The organism is Paenibacillus sp. YN15, assembly GCF_003285005.1.
GTDB lineage: Bacteria > Bacillota > Bacilli > Paenibacillales > NBRC-103111 > Paenibacillus_AR.
Genome location: NZ_QMFA01000016.1, coordinates 55,246 through 80,271, shown reverse-complemented (window position 1 = coordinate 80,271; position 25,026 = coordinate 55,246). Strand labels below are relative to the sequence as shown.

The following is a 25,026-nucleotide window of genomic DNA, read 5'->3' as shown; positions in this document are numbered from 1 at the left end:
ACCCTTCCAAATTGGTTTTAGTAAATGCCTCTTTCGCCGAATATCCGGGCCAGTCTGTTGGCCGAGACAATCAGGATCATGCCGACCACACCCTTGAACAAACCGACAGCCGTCGTAAAGCTGAAATTCCCGTTGACGACCCCTACTCTGTAGACATAGGTATCCAGAACCTCGCCAACCTCGGATACTGCGGAATTGAGCATCAGATACACCTGCTCGAAGCCCACATCCAATACTCCGCCCAGACGGAGAATAAAAAGGATGACAATGGTCGACCGGATGCCGGGCAGCGTCACATGCCAAATCTGCCTCAGACGGCCGGCTCCATCGATTTTGGCCGCCTCGTACAGCTCGTTGTCAATTCCCGTCAATGCGGCCAGATAAATAATCGTGCCCCAGCCGGATTCCTTCCAAATTACCTGAGCCACCAGCATTTCCCGGAAATTATCCTTGCTTGAAAGAATGTTGATGGGATCAAAGCCCATGCCGGTCAGGAAATGATTAAAGGACCCTTCACTGTTGAACAGCATGTAGAATATGCCCGCAACGACAACCCAGGACAGGAAATGCGGGAGATACAGCAAGGTCTGAATCACTCGTTTGAATACCACGGACCTTAGCTCGTTGAGCATAATGGCAATGAAGATCGGCACCGTAAAGGCAAATACAATTTGGTAAAAGCTGATAATAACGGTATTCATAAAATATTGGCCGATTTCCGGTGTTTCGAAGATGCGCCGGAAGTTATCCAGCCCTACCCATTCGCTGTTCAGAAAGCCCTTGCCCGGCGAATATTTTTGGAAGGCGATCACGACCCCCAGCATGGGCACATATTTATAGATTACAAAATAAAGAATGCCCGGCAAAGCCATTAACCATAAATACCTTTCCTTGACCAGCAGTCTGAGCCACTTGTTGCCCGCAGCGGGTTTTTTTTGCGCTTCTGTCTTCCATACCATTTCTCCATTCATCGTCTCTTTCCTACCTCCTCTCCCCTTGTATTTGTTGTATGCCCCCGCTTTCACCCTGATCTTAGTTCACCCAAGAGCGCTTCATCAATCTCCACTTTATGCGGAAATAAAGTGAGCCTTGCCCCCAGTATCGGCGGTATTTTGAGGCGGTCGGACATAAATAATGTGTATTCGCTGCAAAAAAAGCGTATCGTCCGAACGGGGTAAAAGGCGCGCAAGGAAAGTTATGTTTGTTCATGCATAAAGTGTTGATTGCCGCAAGGTTTGGGATAAGCTACCATCGTTTTTGTAAGCGTTGCCAATAATATCCGCTTCAGCGCTTACAACTGCCATCATGAAGGAGGTGCGGCAAGCCTGGTTGGTAAAACAATTCATTAATATGGAGGAGAGTGTCCATTATGGCTGCAATGATGAAACGGTTTAAACGTCCGGTGTGCCTAGGTCTTTGCTTTGTTCTGCTGTTTGGTTTATGCCTTGTGCGTCCGGCCGTCTCCCGCGCTGCGGGTACTGTCGTCAAGATTGCCGTGAGCCAGGCCGGGTATTCGGCAAGCGACTATAAGGTTGCGTATGTGATCGCCACCGATGCTCTGACCGACACCAGCTATCAGATTCTAAACGGCTCCACGGTGGTAGCCAACGGCTTCATGCAGGATGAGGGCGTCACCTGGAACAGCCGGGTGTACAGCATCGATTTTTCCGCCGTTGCGCAGACGGGGGCGAGTTTTACGGTGAAGAGCAACGGCGTTTCATCGTATCTTTTCCCGATCCAGTCTAATGTATGGAGCGATTATAAGGATGAAATGACCGCCTTTTACCGGATTCAGCGCTCGGGCATGGCAACGTCGGACGCGTATCCCGCCGGTTACAGCAGCGTGGCTCCTTCCGCCAAGGTGTTCCATCCGGCCAGCCATCTGGATGACGCCAAGTCCCAGGACGGCACGGTGCATTATGATTTGTCGGGAAGCTGGTACGATGCGGGAGACTACGGCAAATACGCCGGGAACCAGTGGGTTGCCGGAGAAATTGCGCTGGCGTATCTGCGCCATGCGTCGTCCGCCGACGTCCGCTTCGACAACGACGGCAACGGCGTGCCCGATCTGATCGACGAAGCCCGGTTTGGAAGCGAATATCTGATTAAGTTCGCCGACCAGTTGGGCGGGGCGCTGTACAATCTGAGCAATAATGCCGGTTTCGTGCATCCGGAGAAGTCCACAGACAATATTCCGGGCACCGCCGACGACCGGAAGCTGAACACGCCTGGCGTGGGAGGCTCGGGCAAAGCGGCCGGAGCGTTGGCGGCTACGGCCAGAGCCATCAACAACGCGCTGGCCAACGGCCACATAGCCCCTGCCCAGACGGCTGATTTCCAGACCTTCTCCGCCGCATGCCAAGCGGCTGCCATCACCTTCTACAATTATACGGTAGCCAATCAGACCGGCCCCGGAGGTTCCTACGCCACAAACGGCGGCATTCCCAACACGCTTTTGTGGGCGGAGGTGGAATTATATCTGCTGACCGGCAACGCAGCTTACGGAACCTCAGCGACCAACCGGATCAATGCGTTGACATTCTCCGATCTGTACACAACCAATTATTGGGATCTGCGTCCTCTTTCGCTGGCGGAGTTTTATCCGGCGGCGAATCCGGGGACCCAGACGCATATCCGCAATCTGTTGAAGAAACAGGCCGATCTGTTTATGTCCCTTGCCGACGACACGCCTTACGGGGTGGTCAACCGGTTCGGCGATTTCGGCGTGAACGAACCGTTGGCGTCCTATCTGGGAGATATGGTCAGATATTATGAGCTTTTCCAAGATCCGGCCGTTTTACGCAGCTTGCAGAAGGGATTGTATTGGATATTCGGCGCCAATCCCTGGAACATCAGCTGGGTGTCGGGCATTGGCACGGACCATGTGGACTTTCTGCACACGCGGCTGGACGAGCAGGCTTACAGCCACGCGAATACCGGAGTGGTCATTCCCGGAGCCATGGTCAGCGGACCGGTCATTAAAGACACGAAGAACAAAAAAAGCGTCAGTCCCTGGTACCAGGACCGGCCGCTGTGGCAGGATGACACGCAGCAATGGCGGTACAACGAATACAGCATCAGCATTCAGGCCGGCCTGCTGTATACCGTCATGGGGCTAACCAATCTGGGCGGGACGGACACCTCCGGCGGAGCGTATCCCGTTCATATGCCCATAACGGCTCCTGTCATCGGCAGTTACGTCACCGGCAGCGTAGGAATTTTCGCCCAGCCTGCCGGCCCGCTAAGCAGCATCGAATACAAAGGACCCGGCTTGGCGGATTTCACGCCCATGAGCCCCGACGGACGGGCCCAAGGGGTTTATACCGGAACCATCAATACCTCAACGCTCACGCCTTTGTCCAATATCCGGGTAGATATCAGAGGCACCGACCCGGCGGGCAGCACAACCAACAGCAGCACCCACTTCACTGTGGCGCCGCCTTTGCCGGACCCGACCCATCCTCTGCTGTATGATGACTTTGGCGGAGGCGGCACATGGGGCAGCCAAGGCTCCAACTGGGTAAACTGGTGGAACCAGGACGGCGGAACAGGGACCTACGCCAAAACCACGGTTGACGGCAGAACAGCGGGCAAATTCGCGCAGACGCCGTCCTCCAGCAAATCCTGGGCCAAATTCGAGCCGGAAAAGGATGCGGCCGAGCTGTCGGGATACCGTTATCTGACGATTCCGATGAAAAATCCCGGATATCCCAACAGCCGAATCCGGATTTCCATTGAAGACGGCCAAAGCACATATTATCTCTCCGGCTGGCTCAATGTTCCCGCAGCATGGACGGACTACAATTTTGATCTGAACGCCTACCCGGCGCTGAATAAGAGCAGCGCCCACATTGTTCTGTGGCTGAGCCAAACCGGGGGCCAATACGGCGAGATGCTGGTGGACGAAATCAAAGGGACCAACCAGGCAAGCGGCACGGCTCCCACACTAAGCTCCCTTGCCGCAGCTCCGACGGAGGGCGGAACGGACACGGAATTTACGTTCCACGCCACTTATACGGATGCGGACAATCAGAAGCCGTTTGCGGTTAATGTGGTATTGACGGCATTATTTACCCCATGACAGAAGCGGTCCCGGCGGATGCAACCTATACGGACGGCAAGCTCTATACGCTTGCGGTCCGGCTACCGCAGGGAAGCCATACCTATTATTATCAGACAACCGATACGACCTCCGACGCGGTTACAACGCCGAGCGCTCCATTATACGTTGCCGATTATCTCTTTACGCCGACGGACGACGCTTACGTAAGAGACGGAACCTACGCCAGCCAAAATTACGGCGCAGACCCGCTTCTGGAGGTTAAGTCGGACGCAGTCGACTATAAAAGGAAGTCTTACCTGAAGTTCGACTTCGGCGCCTTTGGCGGCTCCGGCGCATCATCGGCCAAATTGTGGCTGTATGTGACCAATGCCGGCAGCAGCACCTCCAGAACAGTCAAGCTGTACGCCACAGCCGACGAAAGCTGGAGCGAAACGGCATTGACCTGGAGCAATGCTCCGGCCGGCAGCACGTTGATCAGGCAGGCTGCCATGAACAACGGGTTGAACAAATGGTACAGCTTCGACGTAACCGGCTATATCAACAGTCAGATGGCGGACAAGAAGGTGTCCTTCCTGCTGGTGAACGAAGGCGCGGCCAATTCCCAAGGCATCATCGGGTTCGCCTCCAAGGAGGCCGGGGCCAATAAGCCGCAGCTGATCCTTGCTCCCTGACTATCCTACAGCTTGACCCGGTCCCTTCCGCCAAAAACGGCGGAGGGGACTTTTGCTTTCTGCAAGCAAAAGTCCCCCTTCAATTGAAGGCTACATATGAATCGCAGCCTTAATCTGCTTCGTGTAGAAGAATCGCACAATGAAAAAGTAAATGATTTGGATAGCCAGGAAAACGCCCAGCACAATCGCCGATTCCTTGGCCAGATCATAGAAGAACAGGCGGGATAGGGCCGTCAATGCCACTGCCCCGTGCAGGAGCGCGACGATAATGGGAGCGAAAAACAGGATGACTGTTTGCCGGTTCAACACCTTCTCCAGTTCCTTTTCACTTAAGCCCATTCTGGCAATTGTCATGAATTTCTGTTTATCTCCGTCCACATCCATATACAAGCGGAAATAGAGAAAGCTTCCGGCGGAGACGAAAAAGACAATTCCGATAAACAGTCCGACAAACAAGATCGGTCCGTATTGTTTCATAATTTGGTAGACCTCATACTCGCCGGAACTGATTTGCTTCGGCAGTTTTTCATACAGCTTTGCCGCGGTGGCCAATACATGCTGCTTTCCTTCCGTCGCTTGCCAGGCATAAAAGCTTTCTTCTCTCGCCGGGGCCGGAAGTTTTTCGTAGTCTATGTCCGAGACGACATAATACGAATCCCATGCGTGCAATGCCCTTGAACGCAGCGTTCCCTCCGGATGCAAGGCGGCGCCTGACGGGAGTACAATCGTTTTGTTCGACAGTTCTTTTTTCTGCCCAAAAGACATCACCTCAAGCTCGACAACCAGCGCTTGTCCATCCTTAACATTGACCGTGTTTTCCCCGATCAGCTCTGCAAAGCGGTTAAAATCGGATTGTTTGGCGATGAGCACTTTGTCGCTGCCTACTTCAAAATAACGAAGAACAGCGTGCGCTTGGTTTGCCTTAATCTGCTCCTCCTGCAGCGTCCCGTTAATCAAGGCCACATCCTGCGCTTCATTTTCATCCCCATAATAAGTGAACGTATTCGGGTTGGTTGCCTTGATGCCTGCGGTCAGAAAGGTTTGAAATCCGAACAAGGTCCCGATGGCGCTAAACGCTACCGTTGAAATGACGGCTACCAGGAAGAACGTCCGGGCATTATCCTTCATCCGGTGAGAGAGATCGGAGAACAGAATCATATTGGTTTTACGCCAAAACAAGGTCTCCCTATTCTTCAAACGGCGTACCACAAAAACGCTTAATTGGGTGAAAAGCAGATACGTGCCGATAATCACCATTATCACCACCGGCAGCATAACAGCTATTACAAGCGTTCCCTGCACAATCAATGCAATCGCGTAGCCTGCGCCAAGCAAGAGGGCGGCAATAACGGCTAAAGCTATATTCGCCTTTGGCTCCCCTTTGGACTTCTTGTCTCCCCTAAGCAGCTCAATCAGCTTTCTGCTTCGCAGCACGTAGGAAACAAACAAAGAAATAAAGAAAAACAGGACGATAAAGGAACCGAAGGTTAACATGACCGCCAGGGCCGGTATATAGAAGTTCAGCTTATTTTCGATGATCAGCGCGTTCTCGGCCAGCAACAAAATAGCCTTGGCAAATACCAACCCCAACACAATGCCGCCCAATGTGGCGAAAAAGCCGATAATCATGTTCTCCAGAAACACCATCGAGCGGATTTGCCTCATGGACATCCCATGGATCATCAATAGGCCGAACTCCTTCTTTCGCGATTGCAAAAAGGAGCTCATCGAATACAGGATAAAGAAGAAGGAGAACACATAAATAATCCCCGCGGCAATGTTCATGCCCTGGGCAACACTGCCATCCATCCCATCTCCGCTTAACGCAGGGTGAAATCGAAATATGGCGAAGGTAAAAAACACCATAACCGTAAACATGCTGCTTAAGAAATAGGCGGCATACAATCTTTTGTTGCGGGCGACGTTATTAAACGCGAATTGACGAAAGGTCATTGGCGTGCCCTCCCAGCAACGAAAGTGTGTCGATGATCTTCTGGAAGAAGGCCTGACGATTGTCGCCTCTGTGGATTTCCGAATACAGCCTTCCGTCGCGGATAAACACCACCCGGTTGCAATAGCTGGCCGCCAGCGGATCATGGGTGACAAGCATCATGGTCGTCCGCTCATTGCGATTGATGGATTCCAGCATTTCCATCACATCCTTGGAGGATTTGGAATCCAGATTTCCGGTGGGTTCATCGGCAAGCAGCAGCTTCGGAGAATGAATCATCGCCCTGGCAATAGCGGTTCTTTGCGCTTGTCCGCCGGAAATTTCATACGTCCGTTTTTTCATGATTTCCGTAATTCCCAGCTTGTCGGCGATGGTGTATGCTTTTTGCTTCATCTCCGGTACCTTGCTTCCATCCAAGGTTAACGGCAGCACGATGTTCTCTTCCACCGTCAGCGTGTGAAGCAGATTGAAATCCTGAAACACGAAGCCCAGCTCCCGGCGGCGAAACTTGGCCAGTCCATCTTTTTTCAGCCGGTGGGGGTTGCTTCCATTAATGAGCACCTCTCCGGTGGTCGGCTCGTCAATGGTGGCGATGATATTAAGCAGGGTCGTTTTTCCGCTTCCGGACGGACCCATGATTCCGACAAATTCTCCCGCTTCAATCGTTAAATCGATATCCGTTAAAGCGCGGTAGCTGATTTTTCCCTCGTATATTTTGCTCACCTGCTTTACACTCAGCATGCACAGAATCTCCTCTCCGTTACGATCATTGGATCTGCTGTTAGGGTGTGTCTGAATACTCGCTTGAGGGCATCTTTCACCGCCTTTTCGCCCCTTGCTTCGTTACTTTTGCTTGACGTACCCCCGGTACGCCTTCACAAAAGTGCCTTGCCTGGAACGAAAATTCACTGAAATCTGCTCCCCTCGGAGTTTTCAGACACACCCTAGCATACCGTTGCCCCGCGTCTTTAACTATCGATTCATCTTTCAATTCCCTTACACGGGTGTAAGGTTTTGCGTCCGGGAGAATATAAGCCGGATTTCCGTCCCTTTGCCCACCTCCGAATCCAGCTCAATCCGGTGGCCAAGATAGCCGGCCGCCTCCTTCGTCAGGTAAAGCCCCATTCCGGTGGATTCCCGGAAGACACGCCCGTTTTCACCTGTATAAAAAGGGTCGAACACCCGTCTTTTATCCGCTTCCGGAATGCCGGCGCCACAGTCCTTCACTTGCAGTACCGCTTCTCCAGCCTTTTCACAGACCGTCACGACAATACTGCTGCTTTTCCCGGAGGAATACTTGACTGCATTATGGATCAGTTGGGATAGCATAAAAAACAGCCATTTTTCATCCGTTTCCACCGTAATGCCCGGCTTTTCCTCTTCAAGCCTCGGGTATACGTTGTTGCGGATATAAAACCGCCGGTTCTCCTTGTTCACCTCATGTACGATCTTGGACAACAGGACAGGCTTGATGTGAAAATCCCGTTCAATGGACCGAAGCCTTGCCATATACAGAATTGTGTTCAAGCCTGTTTTCATCCGGTCCGTCTCTTCCCGGATATTGGATGAATCGGGTTCGTCCAGATTTTGCGCGGTCAGTTCAATGACGGACAGCGGCGTTTTCATCTGATGCACCCATTGATCCATAAACTGCAAATGCTGCTCCTGCTGCTGCTCCAGCGTCTTGAGCTGATTCATATAATACCGGTATTGATCCCGCAGCAGCTTATCCAGCGCATCCGATGCGGGCCCGTGTTCCGTTCCCTTCAAGGAAGCATCCAGTGAATCCAGCGGTTCGCTGAGACGCTTGTAAAACCCGCGGCGGCTGACATAATGATAGGCGAGGTAGCAGGCCAGAAAGAAAAAGCCAAGGAACGTCGCATAAAGCGCCGGAAGAATAAAGCGGAAGCCGGCGAGCCAATAAATGGACAGGACGACGAAAAGCTGCAGCGCCTGTATGGCAATCAGCAAGGAATGCTCCCTAAAAAACAGCTTCATCGCTTTCCCTCGCTCTTCCAACTGACGTTCAACCGGTAGCCTGCGCCGCGGACGGTTTCCACTGCATCCGGGATTCCGAGCTGCTGAAACTTCTTCCTGACCCTGGCTATATTCACATTCAACGTATTTTCATCCACATAGGACTGGTCATCCCACAGCTTCTCCAGAAGGTCTTCCCGGCCGGCCACCCGCGGATGCCGGTCCATCAAGCTTTCGATAATATCCGCTTCATTCTTCGATAACGAAACCATTCTTGCTTCCCAACACATTTCCAGCCTTTCCGGAAACAGCTTCAGCCCCTCCCGCTCCAGCACTCTCTCCTCCGCTTTTGACGCATACTCTCCATACGCGCGGCGAAGCTGGCTGCGGATTTTCGCCATCACCACTTCCGGAGAGAAGGGCTTCGTAATAAAGTCGTCACCGCCATTTTCCAAGGCCATGACCTGATCCATTTCCCCCACTCTTGCCGAAATAAAAATCACCGGGCAAATCGATTCCTTGCGGATTTGCCTGCACCAATAGTAGCCGTCATAACTGGGAAGATTGATATCCAGCAGGACCAAATCGGGGGAATGCTCATGGAAGGCGTCCATGATGGCATGAAAATCGGTTACTTTGACAGCTTGGAAACCATATTTATGAATGTAAGTTTGCAAATGCTCCGCAATTTTCGGGTCATCTTCCACAATCAACATCTTCTGCATCGCCGCACCTCTGTTCCAGACTATTGTTTCACAGCCGGCCTGTTTCCATAACCATACCAATTATACAGTAGTCTGCAGGGCAAACGGCAAGTTTCATTGCAGCGGTTTTGTACTTCGGTGCAGGCCGTTCAGGAGCGGGTGTGCTCATCCCGGAATTGTCCCGGAGTAAGCCCCGCTTTCTTCTTGAACACGCGAATGAGATAGGATGGCTGGTAGCCTACCCTCTCGGCTATTTCATTGATCTTCATATCCGTTTCGGCCAGCAGCGCCTTCGCTTTCTCTACCCGGACATCGGTAAGATAGTCGATGAAATTCACGCCGGTGACATGCTTGAACGCCCGGCTTAACGTAAACGGATTTGCCCCCTCAAGCTCGGCGCAGCTTTCAAGCGACAGGTCTTTGTCGTAATCGCGCAGAATCGTGTCGATCACCCGCTCCACCAGCTGCTTCATCCTCATGTTCTGGGTACGGTGCAGCTCCTCCATGTACGGGGCAATGACCCGGCTTACGAACCAGCCGGTCAGATGATCCAATTCCCGCATATCATGCAGTTCCTCGAACAAATTGGCATCGCGGTATATGTTTCCCGGCTGAAAGCCTGCTTCCCGCACGGCATGCTGAATCGAGCCGAGCAGTTGGAGCGCGCCGTCCTTCAGGAACTTCTCCTTTGCCGACGAAGCCGCAAGCTCCGCCATGAAGCGCTCGGTCAGCCGCCCGCATTCCTCCTGTTTGCCCATACGTACGGCATGCACCAGCTCCCTTTCCGCCGCAAAAGGATACGACGCCTCGCCATCCCCGCCGGTATGGACACCGTCCATGTCAAGAATTTGATACGTTTCCTGCAGATCGCGGTAGTTCAGCCATTTGCGCGTTTCGTCCAGCATATGCGGAATCTCCTTGATCGCTGGCGTCAGCTTGCCGATGATCACGGTGACATCCAGCTTGAGCAACCCGTGCAGCGATTGCATCAGCTCTTGAGCCAGCTGATGCAGGTCCCGCTTGACCGCTTCCTTCGGCTGGTCCAGCGGATACGTTTCCAGTAGACCGACGCTCAAATCCTGAAAATTGACCACCTTGGTCTGCCCCGGCCGGGATGCGGTCATTTCTGTAATGATGTTGGCGGCGGCGAAGGTCATCAGCTGCTCATCATTCTCGAAGAACCGTCCCTCAAGCCGCGAGAATCCGGTCAGCCGCACCATCAGAACGGCATAACCCCGGCCCGTCAGCTCCCAGCCGAATTGCTCCATCCGTTCCTTCAATTCCTCTTCCGTATACGAATACAAGTGCCCCTGCACAAGCTGCAGCAGAAAGCTCTCCATCATTGAAGGAAGCACCTGCTCAAGCCTTGACTGAAGGGAGCGGCTCTCCCGGGTCAGATGCTTCCATTGATTCTCGATGAATGTGATTTCATCGCGGTCTTCACCGCCGCCGTTATCCTTGCCGGTTTCCGCGAACAAATCCACCAGACGGTGAATCGGCTTATAGAGGCGCCTTGAAGCGACCCAGGATAAGATGAACGCGGCGGCAAGCCCAAGGCCGCTGATGGCCCAAATCGCCCTGGAGAGCACCACAACAGGCTTGACCAGCTGCGATAGAGGAGCCGCCGTCACATAATACCAGGAAAAGCCGAGACGGTTCAGATTCCCGAAGGAAACGGTGTAGGTGGTGTTTTTCCAATCGTAGAGAAAGGAACCGTAATCCCCCTTGCGGCTCATCGCGTTATCCCGCAGCGCCAGCTCCAAAGCTCCGGCCTCCGTGTCTTCTCCCCCGCCTCTTGTAATCCAGCTTCCGTCCTGCCGCACAATAAAAGCAATGTCGTTCGGGTCCGTCGTCAGCTCCCTCGCCAGCTTATCTATCTTGGCCTTGTTCAGATGAATCAAAAGCGCGCCGTAAGCAGGCCCCGCTCCGCCGGGGAGCAGATGGACCAGCGTCACCGGCGATTCTCCCCTCCCGGCAAAACGGGGCAGACTGTCCTGCCAGAATACACGCTGCTGCTTGTACTCCAGCATCCTCCGCAGCGTTTCCCGGTCCGCCGGATCGTTGAGCCGGACGATCCCGTCATCGGAGATAACGGCGCCTTGATCCCTCAGGTACAGCTGAATCCGGTCGATGACTGGATATGTATTTTTCATGACCAGAAGCGAACGGAACATATTCTGCAGCTCGTTGTAGCTCAGCTTAAGGTCGATATCCTGCAGCCGCTCATCGAAGTTCGGGTCAAGCGCCCATTGGGTTGCCATCAGCTCCAACTGGGCAAAATCCCCGTCAATCCGCTGGATCGCTTTTTTGAGCAGCACCTCGGAGTTCCGGTTCACCTGCTGCTCGATATGTGTGCGCCCCGTGAAGTACATGGTTCCGCCCACCGCCGCCATCGGGATGCTTGTGATGCACAGCACGAGAATGAGGCTCCGTCTGTAAAAATGATTCCGCATCCGCTGGCTCGGCATCCGCCCGGCCAAGCCTTTCATGAATTTCTTCAGCATCTCCCGTGCTCCTTTGGACCTTGGCCGCTTGAATGCGCATAAGCCAAAAAGGCAACCCGACGAGATGCTTTAAAAAAAGCTCCCGGCAGGCTGCTTTAGAGGAGGCGGCTTATTGGGCTCCAGCCATCCGTTTTTGATAGGATTCGTTCAATTCGTTGGTGATCTTCACCATATCGGGGTCAGTCTTCAGCTTGTTCACGTAATCGTCCCAAGCGGAAATCGGCTCTTTGCCGATGATGATCTTGGTCTTCAAATCCTGAATCTTCTTGCGAAGCTCCGGTCCGGACTTCGTGTTCGTGTCCGAATTCAGACCCACGGAAGGATCGGGAACGCTGATCTTAGTCTTCTCATCGATAATCTTTTTATTGCGCTCCAGCACGTCGGGCGGCATGCCGACCCGATAAGCCCGCAAATACTTGTCGTACTTGCCGAAGATTTGGCCGAACGCCCCCTGCGCCACAATATCCTTCTTGGCCTGCTCAGTAGCCGTATAAATGCCGTCCTTTTGCGTATAATGCACACCCTCGAAGCCGTAGGCGGCAAGATCGTAGCCCTCGTCGGAAGCTCCATAATCCATAAATTGCAAAAGCTTCTTCATCTTCTCTTCCGGCACTTTCTTCGGAATTGCAAACATGCCGAAGAATCCGGAATCGCGGTTGGAATAGCCGTTCAAGCCGACAAGCGGCAGGAAATCCGCCTTCGGGTCGCTCTTGCGCAGCTCCTCCGTTGGCTCCCACGCTGCTTCCACAGTATCCTGGAAGGCGCCGCCGCGGTTGGATTTAAGCAGATCCTTGGCCTGCGTATTCTTCAATACGGCGAAGTCCTCGGGAATGACCTTTTCCTTATAGGCCTTGTTCAGCCAAACCAGCGTCTCTCTTGTGCCCGGCAGAAGGTTGACGTTGACCAGCTTGCCGTCGACCAGCTTCCAATCGCTGTTTACCTTATTAAACGTGTTCTGGAGCTGGGTGAAATACGACATGCCGGTCTGATCGACAAAGCCGACAAAGCCGATGGTATCGTCCTTTCCGTTGCCGTCCGGGTCTCTATCTGTAAACGCCTTCATGACGTCATAAAATTCATCGGTGGTTTGCGGAACCGTAAGGCCGAGCTTATCCAGCCAGTCCTTGCGGATATAGATATATCCGCCGCCTTCTACCGGACGCACGCGGGGAATGCCGTAGTTTTTGCCGTCCGCCTGCTTCGTGTTGTTCCAGGTTTCGGCCGGATATTTCGACAGGTTCGGATAATCCTTCAGGTACGGGGTAATATCCCAGAAAGCGCCTTGGGCCACCATCATCCTCACCTGCGCATGGAACGGATCGTCAAGCAGCATGAGGTCGGGAATATCGCCGGAGGCAAGCGTAACATTCACTTTGTCGGTATAGCTGTTCGGCGATACCCAGGTGATCTTCAGCTTCGTATTCGTGCGCTTCTCGATTTCCTTGACCACAACATTGTCCTCTCCCGGCGGCTCCGGGGTATAATACATGGTCATGATGCTGATTTCCGTCGGTGCCTCCTGTTTCTTCCCGGCGTCAGTCTGTCCGGTTCCGTTCGCGCTTCCTCCCCCATCCTGTCCGCAGGCCGATAAAACGGATGCGAGCAGCAGCGCAGCGGCGGATAGGAATGCCAGCCTTTGTTTGATGCGCATGGTGTACAACCTCCCTGTTCTTGTAATTTCGTCGTGCTATGTGATCATTCCTTCACGGAGCCGACCATGGCTCCTTTGGCAAAATGCTTTTGAAGGAACGGATACACCATGAGAATCGGAACCGTCGCGATAACAACCGCCGCCATCTTCAATGTTTCCGGCGGAATCCGCTGCTCGGAGATCATCTCTTGAGCGGCCGAACCGCCGGCAGCTGTCGATGCGTCGATCAGCATATTTTGCAGCAGCACCTGAAGCGGGTGCTTCTTGAAGTCGTTGATATAGAGCAAGGCGGTGAAGAAGGTATTCCAATAAGCCACCGCATAGAAGAGGCCAAAGGCGGCCAGCGAGGGCAGCGACAAGGGCAGAATGATGCGCAGCCAGACGCTAAAATCGTTGCAGCCGTCAATACGCGCCGCTTCCTCCAGGCTCGACGGGATACTGTCGAAGAAGCCCTTCATCAAAAGCACGTACCAGCCGCTTGTCAGCACCGGCAGGATCAGCGACCAGATGCTGTTAATGAGATGCAGGTCGCGCACCAGAAGGTACGGCGGGATGATGCCGGGATTAAACAGTGTGGTCAAGAGAATGAGCAGGAGGAATATCCTGCGGCCCTGCAGCCTGCGGCGGGAGAGGGCATACGACAGTCCGGATGTGACCAAAAGACTGAACGCCGTTCCTACGGTTGCAAGGAATGTACTGTTCCCGATTGCCTTCAGGAAGGCGTTCGTCGAGAGCAGATAACGGTACGAGACCAAGGACCACTTCTTCGGAAACAGGATGACGCCGCCTTTGATAAACTCCGACGGGTCCGTGAATGAAACGACAAACACATAATATAAAGGAAAGAACGTGATGAGCGCTATAATTCCGAGAACGGTCACGTTCACAACCGTAAATGTCCGGTCGGCAAATCCTTGTTTCATCTGCAGCCCCTCCTCAATAGACGCCCTCTTCGCCGAATTTTTGAGCCAGCTTGTTGGCGCCGACCACAAGCAGAAGACCGACAACGGATTTAAACAAGCCTACCGCCGTGCTGAAGGAGAACTGGCCCTGTCTTACGCCCAGCCGGTACACGTACGTATCGAACACATCTGCAACCTCGGATACGGCTCCGTTGGCCATCAGAAATGCCTGCTCGAAGCCAACATCCATAATATGCCCGATCCGCAGAATAAGGAGGATGACGACAACCGTGCGAATGCCCGGCAGCGTAACATGCCACATCTGGCGAAACCGTCCGGCCCCGTCGATCTTAACCGCCTCATACAGCTGCGGGTCAATGCCGGCCATCGCCGCGAGGAAAATAATCGTTCCCCAACCGGCATCCTTCCAGATGGATTGCAGGGTGAGCAGGCCCCAGAAATAGTTTTTGTTAGTGAGAAAATCGATCTTGGAGAACCCCAGCGCCACCAGCATCTTGTTGATGACACCATCCCCCTGGGACAGCATGAGAAAGGTAATCCCGACGATAATAACCCACGAGAGGAAGTGCGGCAGATAAATGATGGACTGCACAATCCGCTTGTACGTTTTCTGACGCAGCTCGTTCAGCAAGAGCGAGAGCAGAATCGGCAGCGGGAAGAAAAACACGAGGCTGAGCAGGTTAATGGCCATGGTATTTCGGAACAGAATGAAGAAATCGGGATTCGAGAAGAAACGGGTAAAATGCTCGAAGCCGACCCAGGGACTGCCCCATAAACCTTGGTAAGGGGAATAATCCTGAAAAGAAATGATGACGCCCCACATGGGCACATATCGGAACAATAAGAAGTACATCAATCCGGGCAAGGCGATTGCATACAGAAATTTGTCACGTTTAACGCCCGACCATACCGTTTTCCATCGGGTCGCCTTACGGTTGGCGGCCGCGGTCTGATTCGAGCCGGAGACGGCTCCATCTGCTGCGGGTTGTGTCATGACGATACCTCCTTCGCTGGTTACCGCTCTTCTGGTTGACGGCGGCGGCTCTACCCTTACCATAGCCATGGGCCGCATTTCCGGCTAGAGGAATATCTTGATTTCCCCGTTTCACAGCATCACCATCTTTTGACTGCGCTATTTCCAGGCATCTCACTTTCTTGATCATGAGCGAAAAAAGGGCAACAAAAATGGGATGGTACTCGAAAAAAACCAAGGAGCTAAGCGGCTTGTTCTCGCTTAGCTCCTTGGTTTCTCCTGCTAACATTCACTCGTTCCCAACTTCCTGGCTCATCCCTTAACTTAAGTCAATGAACGTAAAAACCCCCTTTGTTACAATGAAATCACTACGTAAAACAAGGGGGATTTTTATGGATATGCCACGGGGACAGCTTTCGTATCAGCGAAAATCGGCTCTAACGGCCGGCACAGCCCTCATGATCATGGCGCTTGCCGCGGCTTTTTCATATGGCTTTGCGCATGGAAGCCTTCTGGTCCAAGGGGATGCGCACGCCACGCTTCAGAACATGATTTCCCGTAATAATCTATTTAAAGCTGAAATCTTCGGCTGGATTATTATCCTGATAAGCGACATTGTGGCCGCCTGGTCGCTGTATATCTTCTTTGAGCCAATAAACAAAAATCTATCCCTGCTCGGTGCATGGTTAAGGCTTGTTTATGCAGCTATATTGGGAATAGCAATTATGAATTTACTATTTGTGCTGCTGCTTTCAAGCGGAACGGTTTATTTGTCAACGTTTAGCCCTGCACAACTCGGCGCACAAGTCATGCTGCATTTGCAAGCCTTCGACTCCATTTGGTCTGTTGGGCTAATTATTTTTAGCGGGCATCTGCTGATTCTCGGGATGTTGGCTCTCCGATCAGGGAGCGTGCCGAAATGGATCGGCATTTTACTGCTGATCGCTTCAATCGGCTACTTCCTCATTCACCTATGTGAGCTCTTTTTGGCGGATTACGAAGGAATCAGGAGGAGCCTTGAATTTGTGTTTATTATACCCATGACAGCGGGAGAAATGAGTCTTGGTTTATGGATGCTGTTTAAGGGAGGAAAGTGACGGTCCAAGCCAAGCAGGACATGCAGCTATTGATGATCTTGGCACATTCTTTTCTTAATCCTGCTCAAGGACTCCGGAGTAATTCCCAGATAACTTGCCAATTGATGCTGAGGCACCCTGTCGATTAGAGAAGGACGTTTCGTTAGCAGTGCCTTGAAGCGCGCTTCAGGCGAAGATGCGATAAAATCGGCAAATTCCCTCTGCACCTCACTAAAGCTCTCCTCAATCATCTTGCGCGTCATGGTCTCCAATTGAGTGTACTTGCTGTACATGTCTTTTTCTGTATTCAATTCGCCCACGACCATCACCGAATCTTCAACTGTCGTGAACGTAAACTCGGACGCCTTATCATCCTTGTGATGATTGAAAACAGCGATAGCTTGCTCTTCGGTATAGAAATTCGAAGTGACTTCTCTTCCCGCCTCATCAATTGAATACTGCCTTACGCATCCCTTTAAAATGAAGTAACATTTTGTGGGAACCTCTCCTTGTCTGAAGAGTACAGTCCCCTTCTTAAATGGTTCTATCTGGATCTCCTCCACGATGGCTTGCTGTTCCGCTTCGCTAAGGGAGGTCAATCTCGTCATATATTGGAATAAAATGTTTTTCATTGCGGATTTCCCTCCTCTCCCTCTATTCTGCTTATTATCCATAAAATATACCGGCAATTCAACGGTTTAAAAAAAGGAGCTGCCCGTTCGCATAGCAGCGAAGGAGGGCAGCTCCTCTGGGCCGGTCCGGTTATTCTGTCCTCTTGGGGCGGTCCGCAGGATAGGGCGGCAAAGGGGATAGACCATCCTGCTGCCACGGATCATACCCGGAAAACCCATACTCATGGCTGCGCGGGTCCCGTCTGAAGCTTTCTTCGGGGCAAGGGTCCCAATCCGCCAAGCCCCCGGGCTTCCCGTCCCGCATAGGAGATCGGGCGCCCTCCCCGTTGCCGTTGACGGCGGATACACAGTAGCCGTACACAGCTCCGTCGCTGCCGCAAGCCTCCCTGTCCTCATATTCGTGCATATCCCCTTCATACACAAGCTGCCCGGACCCGGCAGCCGCCGAATCCTCCGCCCGGCCGTCCAGCCTCATCCGGTACAGCCGGTATTTCCCGGCGCCGGAAACCTGTCCCCAGGAGACACGGAGGCCGCCCCCGGATCTCTTGACCCGCAGCCCGGCGGGAGGAGCAGGAGGCTCGGCCGAACCATAGACGGGGTACTCGCAGCTCCATGGACCGGTGTGGTCCCGGTTGAAGGCCTGCACCTGTACGATGTACTTTCTGCCGGGAACGACTTCCGGCAGGCGCAGCGACAACAGGTCCGCCTTGCATGTGTACTCCCTGCGAGCCCCGTCCCCTGTCTCCCTCACCGCAATACGGTACATGTCTGCACTCGGCGCTCCTGACCATTCAAGCAGCACTCCATCTGCCGAAACAATGGCCCGGCGGATCGCAGGCGCGCCGGGGCATGGCAGCCGGTCAGTCCACTCCCAGGAATGGAAGCCCGCCTCCAGGTGGAGAACCAGCGAACCGTCCTCTCCCGGAAGAGCGTTCTCCTTGGGAACGCCGTCCATATACAGAAAAAAGTCCCGCCCCTCCGCCTGAAACCGCGGCAGCTTGAGCACGGCAGTGCAAGGCGCCTCAGTATGCCAGGCGCCGGTTAGGCGGTTTTTCTCCCTTTTGCAGGAAAAGCCGGCTTTGGGAAGAAGGCCCTCGGGAGACTGGGGCTTGAGCTCTACTTCAAAGTCCGCCGTCCGCATCCGGGTTCCGTCGAATATGGCCGCATCCGCCAAGCCGCCTTCTTCGTCCAGACGGATCACCCCCGCCCGCCCCGTAAAGCCCAGGCCGCTCTCCTCCCAACGGACTACAGCCTGATGGCGAAACACGTAATCTGTACGTTTCCCGACGGATACAATAGCGCCAAATTCTACCGCCTTAGCTGTCAGCTCTTCCTCCGGCAGATGGCTGACCAAGGTGAGGAAATCGCCGTGCCCGTCATAATACCTTCCGCGAACCGGCGCATCGGGGGCATCGTAGCTGCCGGACCAGTCCACCGGCCTGCCCACCGCCGCTTCAATACCCGCCGCTCCCGGCTTCAGCTGCCATAGGGCGGGAAAGGGCTCGCCGGCATGCACGAACCAGGAAAACCGTCCCTTCACCCGCATATCCGCCACTTCATCATAGATAACGGCGTAATCAGTGCCGGACAGCAGAACGCTGCGGGCTCTGTAATCCTGGCGCTCCGATGAATCCGACACAATGCGGGCATATTGGGCAAAGCCGAAATCATGCATTGGCTCCGTCAGCTCACAGGAACCGATTCCGCGGAATACCCGATCCCGGACAACGGCAAAATTGGTGCAGGCCTCCGCGTCGCCCCGGTTTACATCTCCCACATCCTCCGGGCCGTTCCAACTGTAGCGCTGTCCTGCGGCGTAATAGTACAAGACGCCGTTCCCGCCGTCGGAGGCCCGGCCCCAGCGGTAATTGGGGCCCCGGTCCAACTGCTGAAGATGAAGGGACACCTCCTTCGGCGTTCCTGCCCCCGACCGCAGCACATAACCGTAGCCCGTCAGCTTCACCGACCTCCATTGGGGCGCAACGCCTTGGTCTTGTTGACTCCCCTCTACGGAAGCGCCGCTTCGCTCATCAAGCAGCCTGCGCCATACGGCATCCTCGCCCCCCTTCTCCGGGGCCAGGGCATCAAGGGCGGCTCCGTGCCTAATTTGCTCCGCCAGTCCGGGGAGATAGTTCTGCAGCAAGGCGCCGAGGTCACGCAGCGTATGGGGAATACCGCGGGAGCTGGCATAATCGGCGTGAGCCCCCTGGGGCGGATAGGTGCGTTTGCCCCCCACGGGAGCGCTTAGCGCATGCAGCAGCCACTCCGCCACCTTGGCCAGATTGGGATACAGAATCGGACAGTCTCCACCGACGGCCAGCAACACCGCCGTACGCACCATCGGCTTTAGGGCCGCCCATACGTATACCCCCAGATTTTCTGTCCAGCGGCCCCCCTGGGCTTCCCAAGCCTCCACATCGGGACGGGTATGGTACTTCAGATTAAGAGCCATGGCCCGTTCAAAATATTCCCTCCACACCGCCCCGTGGGGATGGCCGGGAAACAGCGCCGCCATCAAGCCGGGCACGGAGGCCACATCGGCCAAAAAGTTGGGATGCCCTGCAAGCATTCGCCGGACCGGCATTACATTCTCGTCCATATGGACGTAAGCCATAAAAGCGCTGGCCGCCCTGAGCCGCTTGTACTGGGCATCCGTCATCGCCGGAGCGCTCAGATCAAACAGGGGCGCCCATCGAAAAAATTCCCGGGCCGACACCGGATTGATCCTGCGAATTTCGTTAAAATTGCGGCATTCGGCAGCCGCCATCCGCTCCATCTCCCCCGGTCCGGCGGCAAACGCCGGGTCCGGGCGGAAATGCCGGGGAGCGGCGGGCCGTGGCTCCTCCCAATCCAATATCCAATCCTTCACCTTGTCCAGATGGAGAAGCGAGTACCACAGCCTCAGGTGCTCCACATCATCCGCCGCTGCCGGGCCCTTCAGCAAAGCAACGGCCGTGGAACGGGTGCCGTCTGCCAGTGGATAGCGCCACACCAGCGATTCCCCTTCGCAGCGAAAGGTGATCCCCAGCTTCGGCAGGGAACCCCATAGCGCATAAGCGCCGTCATCCCAGCCCGCCGCATCGCGGACGAACACGCCGGCGGCAAACCTGCCGGAATCCGGTCCGCCGCTGCCGGAGCCCCATGGCGAGCCTGAGCAAAACGCCGCCGACTTCTCATGCCACCAGGAGTTCCAGTTCCGGTAAGGCAGGATCATAAACGGCAGCTCGCCGCCGGAACCAAGATAAGCGTCCACAGGCTCCTCCCCACGGTTTGGCGTATACCTGGTGCCGAAGCCTCCATTTCTCCAGATAAGATCCAGATGCATAGCAGCCGCCCCGTCCGGCATCCCGCTTATGCATTCCTCCAGCTCCACAAACGGCAAATCGGCAAATACGCGCAGGAGAAGGGAATACTCCCCCTCCTCCGTCAACGCACAATTGATCTTAAACTCGGCAAACAAAGGCCCCCGGGACCGGCATACGACTGTCCGGGATTCCGGTACAGGCGCTTCTCCTTCTGCCTCCGAAGTCAAATAGCCCCAGCCCTCGCTTCCCCCGCCATCCGCAAGGCCAATCCGGAACAGGGGCACCCCCGGCGGCTCTTCCTGCCCTTCCCGGGGAAAGGCAGCGTCTCCCCATACGCCGAGCCGCAGCTCCGCCGATTCGGCACAATACCCCCCATGCTGCGGCGACACCCGCAAGCGGGGGAGGCTTGCCGCCTCCCGGCCGCCTCCTTCCTGCAGGTCATCCTCCCGTTCATTCCCGTTGGACTCCGCTGACTGAAGAATGAACTCCTTTCTCGCGCCGGACGGCAGGTCCGTACCGATGCAGCATACGGCGGATACCGCCCAGCCATCCTCCGTCACAATATCCGATAGCTGGAACAGAATCTCCCGCTGCCCGCCGCCGGCCTTTTCACAAACCTTCAGTTTGCCCAGCTCCTCCTCCCGCACCTCCCCCGGCTCAAACCGGACGGGAAAGCGCAGCAGCGTATACGGCCATTCATAGACAGGATGGTGAAGATGCTCCTGCAGCACCAAGCTTTTGGCAAGCATAGTCCTATCCCCCTTGCGTACTCGTACGGCGGCATCTCCGCCTGCCGGCCGTTCCTTCCCCCATGCTACGCAAAGGCGGATTCCACTTCAATAATCAATATTTTGGGGCATTATTCGGTTTGGAGAATCAGGATGCCGCTTAGGCTGTTGGCCAGATAGATCAGACCATCCTCCTCCACCGTCTGAAATCCGCTGCTGGTTAACGGCAGCTGGGTCACCATCCGGGGATGGGACGGGTCGGATATCCCCGCCACAACCAGCTTGTTCATGTATTCGCCCAGGAACGCATAAGGACCCGCCAGCTTCACGTCCACCGTGCCGGAGCCCGTGTCAAGGCGGCCGACGTATGCCGGAGACGCCGGGTCAGTCACATCCAGAATGAGCAGTCCGCCTTGCCCGGTATTGGTGGAATCCGCCACATACGCCAACCCGTCCCTTACCGCCACGGCTCTGGCCGAAATCACGGAGCTGTATGTGCCGACCACTGCAGTCTGGGCAGGAACGGAAATGTCAAGGATCTTCAACCCCTGCAGTCACATACGCGTAATTTCCCTGCACCTCCAAATTGGATACATTGCCTAGACCGGACACGGTCTTCACTGCAGCAATGGATGCCGGATTGGCAGTATTGTAGATGCTGAACCCGTTGGTTCCCCTCGCCACATACACCATATCCCCCGACACGCGGATGTTGCTGCCGTTAGTGACCGCCGTGCTTCCGAGAATAACCGGCGCGGCCGGATCGGATACATCCAGCACATAAAGCCGGGCCGAATCCGTGGCGTACAGACGGTTTCCGCTTAACGCCAATGCCGCCGTATTCCCATTGAGCGTGACGCTGCCCAGCTCCTGAACCGAATCCGGTTGAGCCACGTCCAGCACCCGGATGCTGCCCTGATCCGCCACATAGGCCACCCCGCCTGAAACGGCTATCTTGAAAGCGCGGCCCGGGGTATCATACGCGCCTGCCTGCACCAGCTCCATTTTTGCCCGGGTGGTATAGGGTACTCCCGCATCATCGTCATTGTAGGCCTGGAGCTGGTAATAATATGGCAGACCCGCGGCATTGACATCGATGTAAGACGTATTCGCTGTTGACCCCAGCAGCTCATAAGGCCCTTCCTCATAGAGCGAACGGGAAACCGTATAACCCTCGGCCCCGGCAACGGGAGCCCATGACAAGCGGGCGGTTCCGTCCAGGCCCAGAGCAGCTGTGCCCAAGGGCATGTACAGACCGGCTTGACCGTTGCGGACCCATGTAGTCCGGATGCTGCCGCTGTCCGCGTATGCCGTTCGGTTGCCGTCAAAATCATTGTCCGCCAGCACCGTATCATAAGAGCTATCCGCCAGATGCACCCCGGCATAAGCATCGCGGACCCGGTTGCCCTCCACGATGACCCCCTGTGCCATGGGGTAGGAAATGGCGCCCGGAGTAGAAACAACAATCCCGCTTCGGGTTACGTATCTTTGTTGGAAGCTGCCGCTGTAGGGCACATCCGTCCCGATGGAGGTCAGCCGGTTGCCGCGAATTTCCGTACCGTACAAACCTGTGGAAGGAAAGACCGCATTGGGCTGGGCCTCAATTCCCCCGTCCGAGCCGGGACCGATGGCCAGTGTGTTGCCTTGGCCGTGCCCGGGCTTGGAGCTGCCGGTCAGGATGTTGTTTTTTACCACTGTGAAGTAAGAGTAATCCGCCCTTTGCTGGCTGGGATTCTGATTGACCCCGAGCCAGACTCCTCCGGTATGGGTCAGAGTATTGCCGTCTACAATGTTGTCGTAATCCTTGGTATAGAACATAATGCCGCCTTTGTTGGTCTGTCCGTCCAGCTGGTTGCCCGTCACGATGTTATGCCTGGCCGGCCTTTCGTCCACGGTGTAAGGGCTGCCTGCGGAAGGCGCGATATCCCACGGCCGGTCCAAAAGCAGCGTATTGCCGCTGAAGCCCGTAATCGTGCGGATCTGCCCCATTCCGTTGCCGCCCAATATGGTTACCGTCTTGCCGATATAGGAATTGCTGTAGGCTGCAGCCGTATCGCTGAGGGACTGGCTTTGGGCCGAGGTGACCGCGCTGTATAAGAGGCGGTTTGTGCTTTGCCAGAGGAAGCCCTCCCCTTCATTGCCCGCCGCTGATCCGAATACCCCCAGCGTATGGTTGGCGGCAACATAATTCTCCATTGTGCCGAAGTCCGCATACCGGTGCTCGATAGCCCCTCCCGACTCATTAAAACGGAAGCCTATCCGGGGCCAATAGGTTTCATAATCGACGCCGGTCAAGGTATTGCCCTCAAACCAGGCCCGCGCCGACGGGATATAGGCGGCCGGACGCATGGTGTTCTGCACTGTGTTGCCCCGGAAGCGGAACAGCTTAGAGCCGCCGGCCTCCAGCCCCCCATGGGTGACGTCCAGCTCGGAATTCTCCACAATGCTGATGCCGGTGCTGTATACGGCTGCGCCCGAGCCGTCCGCCACCCGCAAGGCTACATCTTTGACGAAGTAGCCGGGAGAGCTGTCCGGCACCGGCAGGCTGCCGTATTGCTGGTCGGCCTTGGCTACTCCCATGAACGCGATAGGCACCACATACCCGTGAATGCGGCGCTTGGTGTCCGTTTGGGGCCGGACCACGGCGCTTTCGATGGACAGGCCGGCAATTCCGCTGTAGACGCCGTCACTGTACAGGAGCTTGTTGGCCTCCCCGTAGTTGCCGGAAGTATAAGCCGAGCGCGGCAGGATGGAGCGGGGATAATCCGGCGCCGGAATTCCGTTATAGACAAGCGTGGTCTTGTCCTGGCCCTCGCCCAGCAGGATGGTCCGGTCATGAATCCACACTGAGGAGAAGGAATACGCGCCCTCCGGCAAATATACGATGCCGCCGCCGGCCGCATCCGCCGCATCGAGGGCCGCCTGAATACCGTAGGTATCGTCCGTTACGCCATCGCCTGTGGCTCCGAAGGAACGGACGTTAAAACGCCGGTCATGGGGGATTTCCGTCAGCCAGTACACGGACAGCCCCAGCTCCCCCTCCAAAGCGGCGGAGTGCTCATTTCCGGCAATGACGCTAAGGGTCTGATCATTGTCCAAAACAACCGCTCCGGCCTCGCCCCCCGCGCCGTTGGCAACTCCCATCCGGTAGATTCCCCCTACCGCCGCCGCCGGTATGACCACATCCATCGTGTAGGCATCCGCCGCTGTCACCTGCAGGTTAATCCGGCTTCCGCTTGCGGTGTCAACCAAAAAAGCCTGTTGGCTGTATACGCTTTCAGAAACCGGGTTCAAGAAATTGCGTCCAAACACTCGGACTGTCTGTCCGGGATAGGCAACCGTATCCGAGAGCCAAAAAGGCTCCGCCCGATTCAGCCAGAAGGGCGCACTGGCGTCTGCCTCCGTCTCCACCCAAACGGCATATGCATCGGCCGGGCTGGTCTCCGGCAGCACGGCCTGGACCAGGTTGTCCTGAACGTTGAGAACGGTCAGTCTTACAGTGGCATTGGAGACGTCTACCGGCCCGCCTGCGCTTAAGGGCTGGGCCTTCACTGACAGACTGCCGCCGCCGGCTGCAAAACCTCCCCCGTAAATTCCCACCACCTGCCCCGGCTCCGCCTGCCATGTGGCATGCAGCACAACCGGCGGCTCAGTCTGCGGAGCCTCCGCCTTTGCCGTACCGGCAGCGGTCCACGGCCCAAACGAACCCAACGCCAGCGCAGCCACAAGCGGCAGCAGGAGGAGCGTTCTTATGGTTCCCCTTCGTTTCAAAACCATTTTCATTGTTTCATCTCTCCTTTTTTAGGATATTGCACTGTATACGTCTCCGGCATCTGCGCCCGCATCACCTCCTTAAAATCCGCCCGCA

General features: G+C 55.3%; 16 protein-coding genes. 3 read left to right on the top strand and 13 right to left on the bottom strand.

Annotated elements, in window-relative coordinates:
• Nucleotides 1-17: 17 nt before the first annotated feature.
• Nucleotides 18-971: an ABC transporter permease gene (locus DQG13_RS14715; protein ID WP_113020540.1), complete on the bottom strand. Its 954-nt coding sequence runs from the start codon at nt 969-971 to the stop codon at nt 18-20.
• Between the two features lie 398 nt (nt 972-1,369).
• Here DQG13_RS14715 and DQG13_RS14710 point away from each other — a divergent pair, with 398 nt between their 5' ends.
• The gene (locus tag DQG13_RS14710; protein ID WP_113020539.1) at nt 1,370-4,081 is read left to right on the top strand and encodes a glycoside hydrolase family 9 protein; all 2,712 of its coding nucleotides are present in this window, start codon (nt 1,370-1,372) and stop codon (nt 4,079-4,081) included.
• A complete protein-coding gene (locus DQG13_RS14705; RefSeq protein WP_113020538.1) occupies nt 4,078-4,734 on the top strand; it encodes a CBM96 family carbohydrate-binding protein in 657 nt (218 codons plus the stop codon). The genes DQG13_RS14710 and DQG13_RS14705 overlap by 4 nt, the downstream gene beginning before the upstream one ends.
• A 90-nt stretch (nt 4,735-4,824) precedes the next feature.
• Here DQG13_RS14705 and DQG13_RS14700 read toward each other — a convergent pair whose 3' ends face one another.
• The 8 genes from DQG13_RS14700 to DQG13_RS14665 form a co-directional block, all read right to left on the bottom strand.
• Entirely contained in the window at nt 4,825-6,687 is a 1,863-nt protein-coding gene (locus DQG13_RS14700; RefSeq protein WP_113020537.1) for an ABC transporter permease, read from the bottom strand.
• A complete protein-coding gene (locus tag DQG13_RS14695) occupies nt 6,662-7,426 on the bottom strand; it encodes an ABC transporter ATP-binding protein (protein WP_113020536.1) in 765 nt (254 codons plus the stop codon). Before DQG13_RS14695 ends, DQG13_RS14700 begins: the two co-directional genes overlap by 26 nt.
• A 255-nt stretch (nt 7,427-7,681) precedes the next feature.
• The gene (locus DQG13_RS14690) at nt 7,682-8,683 is read right to left on the bottom strand and encodes a sensor histidine kinase (RefSeq protein ID WP_113020535.1); all 1,002 of its coding nucleotides are present in this window, start codon (nt 8,681-8,683) and stop codon (nt 7,682-7,684) included.
• Complete coding sequence (locus DQG13_RS14685; RefSeq protein ID WP_113020534.1) at nt 8,680-9,387, bottom strand: response regulator transcription factor; 708 nt, start codon at nt 9,385-9,387, stop codon at nt 8,680-8,682. Before DQG13_RS14685 ends, DQG13_RS14690 begins: the two co-directional genes overlap by 4 nt.
• Before the next feature lie 128 nt (nt 9,388-9,515).
• Nucleotides 9,516-11,870, bottom strand: a complete 2,355-nt coding sequence (locus DQG13_RS14680) for an AraC family transcriptional regulator (RefSeq protein WP_113020533.1) — start codon at nt 11,868-11,870, stop codon at nt 9,516-9,518.
• 109 nt (nt 11,871-11,979) lie between these two features.
• A complete protein-coding gene (locus tag DQG13_RS14675; RefSeq protein ID WP_113020532.1) occupies nt 11,980-13,521 on the bottom strand; it encodes an extracellular solute-binding protein in 1,542 nt (513 codons plus the stop codon).
• Between the two features lie 44 nt (nt 13,522-13,565).
• Nucleotides 13,566-14,444 carry a carbohydrate ABC transporter permease gene (locus tag DQG13_RS14670; protein WP_113020531.1) on the bottom strand — a complete coding sequence of 293 codons (879 nt, stop codon included), beginning with the start codon at nt 14,442-14,444 and terminating at the stop codon, nt 13,566-13,568.
• Nucleotides 14,445-14,457: 13 nt separating this feature from the next.
• Nucleotides 14,458-15,297, bottom strand: a complete 840-nt coding sequence (locus DQG13_RS14665; RefSeq protein WP_397333974.1) for an ABC transporter permease — start codon at nt 15,295-15,297, stop codon at nt 14,458-14,460.
• 512 nt (nt 15,298-15,809) lie between these two features.
• Between DQG13_RS14665 and DQG13_RS14660 the strand changes: the two genes are divergently transcribed.
• Nucleotides 15,810-16,514: a DUF4386 domain-containing protein gene (locus tag DQG13_RS14660; RefSeq protein ID WP_258525680.1), complete on the top strand. Its 705-nt coding sequence runs from the start codon at nt 15,810-15,812 to the stop codon at nt 16,512-16,514.
• Between the two features lie 26 nt (nt 16,515-16,540).
• On the opposite strand, the gene DQG13_RS14655 is transcribed toward DQG13_RS14660, so the two are convergent.
• From DQG13_RS14655 to DQG13_RS14640, 4 genes are all read right to left on the bottom strand, one after another.
• Nucleotides 16,541-17,125, bottom strand: a complete 585-nt coding sequence (locus DQG13_RS14655) for a Crp/Fnr family transcriptional regulator (RefSeq protein WP_113020529.1) — start codon at nt 17,123-17,125, stop codon at nt 16,541-16,543.
• A gap of 130 nt (nt 17,126-17,255) precedes the next feature.
• Entirely contained in the window at nt 17,256-21,179 is a 3,924-nt protein-coding gene (locus DQG13_RS14650; protein ID WP_113020528.1) for a fibronectin type III domain-containing protein, read from the bottom strand.
• Between the two features lie 110 nt (nt 21,180-21,289).
• Nucleotides 21,290-21,703, bottom strand: coding sequence for an LVIVD repeat-containing protein (locus DQG13_RS14645; protein WP_113020527.1), 414 nt, complete (start codon nt 21,701-21,703; stop codon nt 21,290-21,292).
• The gene (locus DQG13_RS14640) at nt 21,690-24,941 is read right to left on the bottom strand and encodes a glycosyl hydrolase family 28-related protein (RefSeq protein ID WP_113020526.1); all 3,252 of its coding nucleotides are present in this window, start codon (nt 24,939-24,941) and stop codon (nt 21,690-21,692) included. Before DQG13_RS14640 ends, DQG13_RS14645 begins: the two co-directional genes overlap by 14 nt.
• Nucleotides 24,942-25,026 lie beyond the last annotated feature (85 nt).